The organism is Neobacillus rhizosphaerae, assembly GCF_050477885.1.
GTDB classification, from domain to species: Bacteria; Bacillota; Bacilli; order Bacillales; family Cytobacillaceae; genus Neobacillus; species Neobacillus rhizosphaerae_A.
Genome location: NZ_JBCNAC010000132.1, coordinates 1 through 6,980 on the forward strand (window position 1 = coordinate 1; position 6,980 = coordinate 6,980).

At 38.1% G+C, this 6,980-nt stretch carries 6 protein-coding genes; 1 reads left to right on the forward strand and 5 read right to left on the reverse strand.

The window, feature by feature from the left end; all coding sequences use genetic code 11:
- Positions 1-78: 78 nt before the first annotated feature.
- On the reverse strand, positions 79-1,332 hold the full coding sequence (locus ABES03_RS18420) for an ABC transporter permease (RefSeq protein WP_430119321.1): 1,254 nt from the start codon (positions 1,330-1,332) through the stop codon (positions 79-81).
- Complete coding sequence (locus ABES03_RS18425) at positions 1,325-2,224, reverse strand: ABC transporter ATP-binding protein (protein WP_430119323.1); 900 nt, start codon at positions 2,222-2,224, stop codon at positions 1,325-1,327. Before ABES03_RS18425 ends, ABES03_RS18420 begins: the two co-directional genes overlap by 8 nt.
- A gap of 122 nt (positions 2,225-2,346) precedes the next feature.
- On the opposite strand from ABES03_RS18425, the gene ABES03_RS18430 reads away from it, so the two are divergent.
- On the forward strand, positions 2,347-2,532 hold the full coding sequence (locus ABES03_RS18430; protein ID WP_308084233.1) for a YhzD family protein: 186 nt from the start codon (positions 2,347-2,349) through the stop codon (positions 2,530-2,532).
- Positions 2,533-2,575: 43 nt separating this feature from the next.
- On the opposite strand, the gene ABES03_RS18435 is transcribed toward ABES03_RS18430, so the two are convergent.
- The 3 genes from ABES03_RS18435 to ABES03_RS18445 form a co-directional block, all read right to left on the reverse strand.
- Complete coding sequence (locus ABES03_RS18435) at positions 2,576-3,361, reverse strand: enoyl-CoA hydratase (protein ID WP_430119326.1); 786 nt, start codon at positions 3,359-3,361, stop codon at positions 2,576-2,578.
- A 155-nt stretch (positions 3,362-3,516) separates the two neighbouring features.
- Positions 3,517-5,136, reverse strand: a complete 1,620-nt coding sequence (locus ABES03_RS18440; RefSeq protein WP_430119329.1) for a long-chain fatty acid--CoA ligase — start codon at positions 5,134-5,136, stop codon at positions 3,517-3,519.
- Between the two features lie 134 nt (positions 5,137-5,270).
- A complete protein-coding gene (locus ABES03_RS18445; RefSeq protein ID WP_430119331.1) occupies positions 5,271-6,782 on the reverse strand; it encodes a coproporphyrinogen III oxidase in 1,512 nt (503 codons plus the stop codon).
- Positions 6,783-6,980: the final 198 nt, after the last annotated feature.

Sequence of the window (6,980 nt, forward strand, 5' to 3'; positions counted from 1 at the left end):
GACAATTCTCGAAGTCGATTCTTATACTTTCTGATTAATTATAAAAGAGGCTCTCATTTTGAGAAGCCCCTTGAAAAATTATTCGTTTTTTGTTAATTGGAGTGCTTTTTTTATATCTTTAAAGGAATTTGACTGACCATACATTAGAACGCCTCCACGGTAGACTCTAGCACCAAAGATAGCTAACACTGCAATTGTGGCAACGAGGATTGATATTCCTAGTAGCGCCTCCCATAAAGGGATGGCCAGCATTCCTACGCGAAGAAACATAATCATTGGTGTGAAGAAAGGGATATAGGATGTAATCGTTATAAACGCGGCATCAGGCTTACCCAGTCCAAACATTGAAATCATAAAACCTCCAACCACAAGCAATGTCATCGGAGTGATCATTTGCTGAACATCTTCAATACGGCTAACAAGCGAACCTAAAAAGGCTGCGAGTGTAGCATAGAGAAAATAACCAAGTATAAAGAATATAACCGCATAAATAACTGTTCCAATTGGGATATCTTCAAAACCATATACACCGAAGAATCCTTCCTTTAAGGACTCCATATTTTTTGAAAGGGAATAATAACCGACTATAAGAAAAGCCGCAAGTTGCGTAAGACTCAATAAACCGATCCCAATTATTTTTGCAAACATCTGCTTTATCGGTGAAACACTAGAGATCAATATCTCCATAACTCTCGAAGATTTTTCAGTTGCCACTTCCATTGCAATCATATTCGCATACATAATGACCGAAAAATAAATGATGAATAGCAGAACATAGACAAGTCCTCTGGCCTGATTTAATTCCTCTTCCGTTTTCGCATTTTTCTCAAGTGCAAATTTTTCAAATGTAACCGGCTCATACAACTTTTGAAGTTGCGCTGGAGCTAGGTTAATTTGTGAAGCGGCAAGCATTGTCTTAACTTGCTGTAATCCTGTTTGAAGATCAGAAAACAGAGCAGAGTCAGCAATACTCATAGCTTTAAACGTGGCTTCTGGCAATTTTTCTTCATTAAAACGTAACAGAATGACTCCCTTAAAATTTCCTTCTTCTACCGCCTTTTCTGCCGCATGTTCATCACCTTTATAAAGTGACAATTTTAAATCTTTATTAATTGTGTGAACCTGCTGCTTTAATGGCTCATAGAGCTGGCCGGTCTCATCGAGTACAGCAATTTGCTCCTTTCCTCCATTTTTATCAAATAAAGCAATGATGTTATTAATATTCGTCAAGGCCAGGACAATCACGATTGTCAAAATGGTCGTCACAATAAACGATTTGCTTTTTAGCTTGTTCAAATAAGTATGAAACAGAATAATCCAGAAGCTATTCATAGGAATTACCTACTTTCTCGATAAAAATATCATTTAAAGAAGGCTCTTCAAGGGAAAATCTCCTAATAAAACCATTCCCCACAATCTCTTTAAGAATTCGTTCGGCAATGTCCTCTCCTTCAATTTGTAATTGGATTCCTTCTGTTGTCAATTTTGACTTTACTACCCCAGGGAAGTGTTTCAAGGAATCTAATGGAAAGTCTGCATGGATCACTAAGTTCTTTTTTCCGAAAGCTCGCTTTATTTCTTTTAATGTTCCATGAACAACAGGGCTGCCTTTATGTAGAATACATAAGTGCTCGCACATTTCTTCTACATGCTCCATACGGTGACTCGAAAAAACAATCGTAGCTCCATTTTCTCTTAAGGATAAAACAGCCTCCTTTAACATTTCCACATTTACAGGGTCAAGCCCGCTAAACGGTTCGTCTAGAATTAATAATTTAGGCTTATGTACGACAGCTGCAATAAATTGAATCTTCTGTTGGTTACCCTTGGACAATTCTTCTACCTTTTTATTCTCATATTCTTGGATTTTAAATCGCTCAAGCCATAATCTTAATTCAGAGAGTGCTTCAATCTTGGGCATTCCTCTTAACCTGGCTAAATATACTATTTGGTCACTGACTTTAAGCTTTGGATACAAGCCTCTCTCCTCAGGTAGATAACCCACCAAATGACTGGTGGTGTAATCAATTGGCCTTCCATCCCAAGTAATTCTCCCTCCACTACTGTCCAGTAATCCTAATATCATTCGAAACGTTGTCGTTTTCCCCGCACCGTTCGCCCCTAGGAACCCAAACATCTCTCTATCTGGAATCGTTAATGATAGATGGTCCACTGCCGTAAATTTTCCAAACCGTTTAGTGACATCTTCAAGTTTAAGTACCATGTTACACACTCCTCTCTGTTTTTAATACGAATTGTTCATTTTTTGGTTTCACTTTTCTTTTGCACAATTTAGTAAACTATGCAAAAATAATAGTAAGAATTTTTAAATAAAGGGGTACTATGATGAAAACTTATAAATTAACCGCGTTTGAAGCGAATGGTGAAAAGATTTTAGATGAAGCCTTTCAAGCAGAAACAGATCAAGCAGCAAAAGAACAAGGGGAAAAACTATTATCAGAGAAAAACTTATTAGAAAAAACGCACCGATGCACCTCACCTAGTGGCAAACTGCTTCTTTTCCATTCATGAAAAGTGACGAGGCTGACTCCTTTATATTGAGTCAGCCTCGATTTTATTTTCCTATAAAGACTGGTTTCCTTTTTTCAATAAATGCCTTGATTCCCTCTTGGTGATCAAGGGTTTCTCTCATTTTTTGCTGACCGTGCTTTTCTAATTCTAAAATTTTCAGTAGCTGTGGTCGATTTTTTTCCGCTAGTATTTTCTTTGTTTTAATCATTGCCTGGACAGGGCGACTTAACCAATCCGTTACCCTCGCTTCTAAAGCTGGCTGTAGTTCACCTTCCGCTACTTCCTGAATAAGTCCCCACTTTAAGGCTTCCTCTGCACTCATCATTTTTCCGTCCCAAATCACATGTTTTGCTCGTGTTTCACCTAATCTCTTTTCTAAAAAGAAATGCGCCCCTCCATCTGGTATTAAACCGATTCCAATAAAATTCATTGCAAGCTTACTAGTTTTATCTGCAAGAATATAGTCCGTTGCTAAGGCTAAACTAAATCCTAATCCTGCAGCTGCACCTGTAATCGCACTAATAGTCAATTTTGGGATGCTATAAAGAGTAATAATTAATTCGCTGATAGCATCCATCACAGGAAAGAAATCGCTCTCATTCATATTGGAAAGCATAGTTTTAATGTCTCCACCTGATGAAAAGGCTCTTCCTTTCCCTCTTAACACAACAATATCAACTTCATCTGATTCACTTATTTCTTTAAGTTTACAGACTAACCCCTTAATTAAATCTGTATCCATTGCATTTAATGATTCTGGTCTATTCATTTCTAATGTGGCTACACGACCGTTTACTTGTAGACTCACCTTGTCCGTTACAAAATTCATTGTAAGCACACTCCCCCCATTTTCTTCATCCACTACCATTATATATGGAATGAAGAGGAATAAAAATAAGATTTCTATATATTTCGAATTTTCCTCATTACTATTCTAGTAGTAAAAAAAGACAAAGGTAGGTCCCCTTGTCCTCAAATGTTAGCTTAGCTTCCTTTAAGTACTTCTTTTTGAACTTGTTCGCGCAATGTCATCTTTAGAAATTTACCAACTGAAGTTTTTGGAATTTCTTCAAGGAAAAGAATATCATCTGGAATCCACCATTTAGCAAATTGCGGCTTCAAAAAGTCAAATAAGTCTTCTTTCTCAACTTTGCTCTTATAAGCGTCTTTTAATACCACACATGCAATAGGTCTTTCCTGCCACTGTTCATGTGGTACGGCCACAACCGCTGCTTCAAATACTGCTTCATGGGCCATCAATGCATTTTCTAGGTCGACAGAGGAAATCCATTCTCCCCCACTCTTAATTAAGTCCTTCGTCCGATCAACAATTTTTACAAAGCCTTCTTCATCGATTGTGACCACATCACCTGTATGAAGCCAACCGTCACGGAAGGCATCTTCTGTTCGTTCATCCTTATAATATTCAGAGGCAATCCAGGGGCCTCTAATACACAATTCACCCATTTCTTTCCCATCCCAAGCAACTTCTCCATCCTTACCAACGATTTTAATCTCTAATCCTGGTACAAGCGTTCCCTGCTTAGCTCTTAACTCTAATCTTTCCTCTGGTTCAAGTTCTTCTTGGTAGCTTTTTAATGTAGATATGACGACTAATGGACTTGTCTCTGTCATCCCATAGGCATGCATAAATGGTACTTTATGCCGTTGTTCAAATGCCTTAATCATTCCTTTCGGTGCAGCAGAGCCTCCACACAGAATCCCTCTTAAACTACTCATATCATAAGTCCCTTCATCTAGCTCTTTTAATAATCCGAGCCAAATGGTGGGAACTCCTGCTGTTATAGTTACTCTTTCTTGCTCGATTAACTCAGCAAGCAGTTTTGGAGTAAAGTATGGCCCCGGCAAAACTAAGGATGTCCCAAACCACACGGCCGCAAAAGGCATTCCCCATGCATTGGCATGAAACATTGGAACAACAGGAAGAGCAATATCCTTTTCACTCATTGCAGCACTATCAGCTAGGCCCAATGCCATACTGTGGAGAACAATTCCTCTGTGGGAATAAACGACACCCTTTGGATTCCCTGTAGTGGCAGATGTATAGCACATACCTGCAGAATCATTTTCGTCTATATCATTCGGATATTGAAATTCTGGATTCGCTTCTACTAAGAGCTTTTCATAATGATAGACTGGAGATAGTTTGGTTTCGGGAAGTTCCTTTTCATCCGTCATAATGATAAATGCCTTAACATTCTTTAGTTCAGGAGCACATTTTTCAAGTAATGGCAGAATGTCTGAATCAACTAGGAGAACTTTGTCTTCTGCGTGATTAATAATGTAGGAAATATGCTGGGGGGATAGTCTTATGTTGATTGTATGAAGAACGGCACCCATACAAGGAATAGCAAAGTATGCTTCTAAGTGTCGATGATGATTCCACGCTAAGGTTCCTACCCGATCTCCTCTTTCTACACCTAATTTTGTGAGGCTGTCTGCAAGACGTCTCGTACGTTCAGCTATTTGTTTGTAGGTAAGTCTGTGGATTCCGTTTGCCGTTCTTGAAACTACTTGTTTCTTTGGAAAATACTTTTCTGCTCTTTCCATCATTTGCGTCATCGTTAAAGGTGTTTGCATCATAGCTATATCCCTCCATTAATGAAAGCTTCTTATCATCATAGCATCCTATGATGGTCATCCTATTAATTATTCTTCATTTAGATAGATATTTCCTTTATAAAGAACACACCTAAACAAAAAAATCCCCTGCTTGTTTATGCAGGAGAACTTTTTTCGGAGAATAGCTCTTCTAGGATGTTAATTTTATCCTCAGTATATTTTTCAAAGCTGTCGTTATAAGTTTTAGGATCTTTAGGATTAGCAAAGTGAGTAATTTTTCCGCTTAACGGGTCAATAAATTTACTCGCTGCCCCACAGCCGAGGCCAATGATTGTTTGCTGTTCCTCCATAATCATAATATTATAGATACTTTCTTGATTTGGGAGTGAGTAGCCTACATTCTCTAGATTACCAAGGATGTTCTTTTGTCGGTATAAGTAGTATGGCACATATCCATGTGTTGTGGTCCAAACCTCAGCAAGCCCCATCATCTTTTCGACCTCTTCACGATCTGCTACCTTATACTTCTGTTTATTCTTGGTCATTTCTGATGCTCGCTTGAATGAAAGTGTATGAACAGTTAGTGATTCAGGCATTAACTTCTCCGTTTCGGCTAAAGAGTGAGTAAATTCAGGAATTCCTTCACCTGGGAGACCTATAATTAAATCCATGTTAATATTATTCATGCCCATATCTCGAGCTAAGTGATATTTACTAATTGTTTCGGTTACCGTATGATGTCTGCCAATGGCTTTCAACGTTTCCTGCGTATATGACTGTGGATTGATACTAATCCGGTCAATATTCCACTTCTTAAGGACTTCTAATTTTTCAGGAGTGATCGTATCCGGACGGCCTGCTTCAACCGTAATTTCACGAATGTTTTCTACATCAGGGAAAGACATATACATTTCTTCATATAGCATATCCATCTCTTCAGCAGTAATACTTGTTGGGGTACCTCCCCCATAATATACAGTGGTGATACGGACACCTTTTTCTTTTAACCATGCTCCAATTTTTTTCATTTCGTAATGGAGTCCACCCAAAAAGGAATCAACAGATCCTTGACGTCCATTGATTGCATAGGCAGGAAAAGTGCAGTATGCACATTTCGTTGGACAAAATGGAATGCCAATATAAATACTGACTTCTTTTTGAAGTGAGTAGAGATCTGGAACGACAGTAAGCTGACGGTCGACAATATGCTGCATTAGTTCAATTTTCTCATCAGATATTAAGTAATCATCCTTTAATTGCTGGTGAGAGTCCTTAAATGGAACCCCTTCTTGAACTTTTCGATGAAGTAATTTTGTTGGTCTTACTCCTGTTAGAATACCCCATTTTTGGATAATACCTGTCCAATCCTGCAAAACGGATAAATAGACATGTGCTACGGCATTTTTTATTTGCTTAAAGTTTTCCTTTTCGGAATTTGTGGAGGACCACTCTTTGTCATATTCAGAAACTAGTACTTTTCCCTCCTGATCCTTTAATTCAGCAGAAACAGAAATATTATCCTGAACAGTCATCTTAAACTCTATACGTATATCCGCTTCCTCATTTATTGCTTTTATAATCTGTGATTCTTCAAAGAACAGATTTGCAATTAACTGAAGTGGACGATTAAATCTTTCATCCTCTAACCCTATTATAGAAATTCGCAAAATATCACCTCTAGGAAAAAGCAGAAGCGCCTTAACCGGCGCCTAAGCTTTTCATCTCAATCTCCCTTAAGTGTACAAAATCAAGAAAATAAGGTCAATATGGTGGAAATTATTCACTAAATAATAAAAAAAAAATATGTTAAAGCTCATTGTTGATTGGAGCGGAAGGCGCGAAGACTCCTGTGGGAGTATGGTTCA